The organism is Micromonospora sp. M51, from assembly GCF_018070305.1.
GTDB lineage: Bacteria > Actinomycetota > Actinomycetes > Mycobacteriales > Micromonosporaceae > Micromonospora > Micromonospora parva.
The window spans coordinates 1-2,584 of record NZ_JAGPXZ010000817.1 but is presented as its reverse complement, the minus strand read 5'-3'; the positions used below and the strand labels follow the sequence as shown (position 1 = coordinate 2,584).

The 2,584-nt window shown below is 71.6% G+C and carries 3 protein-coding genes and 1 pseudogene; 3 read left to right on the top strand and 1 reads right to left on the bottom strand.

What is annotated here, in order from left to right; all coding sequences use genetic code 11:
• Together KBX53_RS29245 and KBX53_RS29240 are read left to right on the top strand one after the other, a co-directional pair.
• A pseudogene (locus KBX53_RS29245) lies at window positions 1–384 on the top strand (spore coat protein); the annotation flags it as partial.
• Between the two features lie 55 nt (window positions 385–439).
• Window positions 440–1,075 carry an alpha-ketoglutarate-dependent dioxygenase AlkB gene (locus tag KBX53_RS29240; RefSeq protein ID WP_030335857.1) on the top strand — a complete coding sequence of 212 codons (636 nt, stop codon included), beginning with the start codon at window positions 440–442 and terminating at the stop codon, window positions 1,073–1,075.
• A 146-nt stretch (window positions 1,076–1,221) separates the two neighbouring features.
• On the opposite strand, the gene KBX53_RS29235 is transcribed toward KBX53_RS29240, so the two are convergent.
• Window positions 1,222–1,560 carry a peptidoglycan-binding protein gene (locus tag KBX53_RS29235; RefSeq protein ID WP_245233726.1) on the bottom strand — a complete coding sequence of 113 codons (339 nt, stop codon included), beginning with the start codon at window positions 1,558–1,560 and terminating at the stop codon, window positions 1,222–1,224.
• A 349-nt stretch (window positions 1,561–1,909) separates the two neighbouring features.
• Between KBX53_RS29235 and KBX53_RS29230 the strand changes: the two genes are divergently transcribed.
• Window positions 1,910–2,584 (top strand): BTAD domain-containing putative transcriptional regulator (locus KBX53_RS29230; RefSeq protein ID WP_210862835.1); only part of this gene is annotated, 675 nt, incomplete at its 3' end.

Here is a 2,584-nt window from a genome sequence, read left to right as displayed (position 1 = left end):
GTCCCGCCCACCACCTCGCTGCCGGCCCTGATCACCGGAGCCGACCTGGTGGTCAGCGCCGCCGGCACGTCCACCTGGGAACTCTGCTGCCTCGGCGCCCCCAGCGCCCTGGTCTGCGTGGTCGACAACCAACGTGAGTCGTACACCCGGGTGGTGCGGCACGGCCTGGCCGCCGGCCTCGGCGAACTGCCGGAGCTGACCGCCGGCGGTGTCGCCGGACGCGCCGCCCGCGCCACGGCGGCGCGGACCCTGCACGGGCTGCTCAGCTCGCCGCAGCGGCGGGCGACGCTCACCGCGCGCGCCTGGTCCACGGTCGACGGGCAGGGCCGGGCCCGGGTCGTGGACGCGGTGTTCGACGCGGTGCGTGTCGCCGTGCCGCGCTGACCGCGCCACCGCCACCATTCGCACGGGTGTACGAAACTGCTGCTAGGGTGGCTGCATGACGCAGGCCGCCTACCAGCCGTCGATGCTCGACCTGGCCGACGCCGGGCCCACACTGGGACCACTGCCCGGCCAGATCCGCCGACACCAGCTCAGCCGGGGCGCCTGGGTCGACCACCTCCCCGGCTGGGTGCGCGGCTCCGACTCGGTCCTCGACACCCTGCTCACCGAGGTGCCCTGGCGGGCCGAGCGGCGCACCATGTATGACGCCGAGGTCGACGTGCCCCGGCTGCTCTGCTGGTACGACGGCGCACGGCAACTCCCCCACCCCGTGCTCACCGCCGCACGGGCCGCGCTGACCAGCCACTACGCGCCCGAGTTGGGCGAGCCCTTCGTCACCGCCGGCATGTGCCTCTACCGCTCCGGGCGCGACAGCGTGGCCTGGCACGGCGACACCATCGGCCGCTCCGCGCACAGCGACACCATCGTCGCGATCGTCTCCTTCGGAGCGCCCCGACCGCTGCTGCTCCGCCCACGCGGCGGCGGTGAGAGCCTCCGCTTCCCGGTGGGCCACGGCGACCTGATCGTCATGGGCGGCTCGTGTCAACGCACCTGGGAGCACGCCATCCCCAAGACCACCCGCCCGGTGGGCCCTCGGGTGAGCGTTCAATTCCGCCCCCACAACGTCGCCTGACCTTGGCCCCCGGGCGGCAGCCGCCCCACCGCCGCGACGGCGATGAGGCCGGGGGAACCGCAAGGTAGGTCCGGACACCCCCCGCGTCCGGACCTACCTTGCGAGTCGCTGGTCGGCAGGTACGTCGCAGCCGGCTGATGGGCGGATCAGCAGGCGTACGACTTCGCCCAGCGGTAGTCGGCCTTGGCCTGCATGTCGTGTCCCCAGAACGCCCCGTAGTAGCAGAGCGCCCGCCACGTCTGCGGGCCGACGTATCCGTCGACGGCGATGCCTGCCGCACGCTGGATCTTGATGATCGCGGCCTGCGTCTGGGAGCCGAAGCGACCGTCCCGGGCGACCGGACCCGCCTCGGACCGCGCCGCGTTGGTGATCGAGAGGACGTTCGCGATGCCCTGAATGGCCTTGACGCAGTTGCCGGTTCCGCCGTAGCCGTAGCTGTACTGGCGGCACGGGGCCGTGGCGGCGGAGGCCGGACCTGCTGTCACGACCATTGCTGTGAATGCCAGTGCGACAGCCGTCAGTAGCGCGGCAATCCTGGATTTCATTGAGTGTGATCCAATCTGATGTTCAGGTCGTCGGGATGATGACGAGGGGTCAAACCGGCCACATCGGCCCTCAGGCGGCCGGCCACGCGGTCCCACCCCGGGCACGACGAGACGAGTCGACCGGGGGCAAGGGGTGGACGCTCGTGGATGGGGCGGTGCGGACGGTAAAACGGTACGGTGGGCCCCGTACAACCGCCGCACAACTGGCGTACAGACATCCGCTCGCCCGCGTTGTCCGGGTGTTGTAAACGTGGCAGCACATGGCAGTGCCCACAGGTGAGGTGCCTGGTTGCGTTTCGAACTCCTCGGCCCGTTCCGGGTGTACCACGACGGCCGGTCGGTTCCACTGGGCTCGGTGAAGCAGCGTCTCCTGCTGGCGACCCTGTTGCTGCGCCCGAATGAGGTCGTCGGCACCGACGAGTTGACAGCGATGCTGTGGGGCGACGACGAGCCGCCGTCGGCCGCCGCGAACCTGCGCACCTACGTACGCGGACTACGGCGGTCACTGGGCGGTGGGGCGACCTGGGACGGGATAACCGCCGCGGCCGGCGGCTACCTGCTGCGGGTGGGCCCCGGCGAACGGGACCTGGACCGGGCCGAGGCCGAACTCTCCGACGCGCTACGCCTGTGGCGTGGTGCACCACTGTCCGACCTGCCACTGCGCCCACGGCTGGCGCGGCGGGTGGCGCAACTGGAGGAACGCCGGCTGCTCGTCGAGGAGGACCACGCCGAGGCGATGCTGGCCCTCGGCGCGTCGGCCGACGTCGTGCACCGGTTACGCGGCCTGCTCGACAGGCACCCGCTGCGACAGCGGGCGTGGGGCCAACTGATGGTGGGCCTGTACCGCATCGGAGACGTGGCCGGCGCGCTGGACGCCTACCGGCAGGCCCGACAGAAACTGGCCGAGGAGACCGGCCTCGATCCCGCACCCGAGCTCGTCGCACTGTACGACGACATCCTGCAT

Coding starts and splice junctions, on each gene's coding strand:
- KBX53_RS29240 (WP_030335857.1), top strand. CDS start 440: ATGACGCAGGCCGCCTACCAGCCGTCGATGCTCGACCTGGCCGACGCC.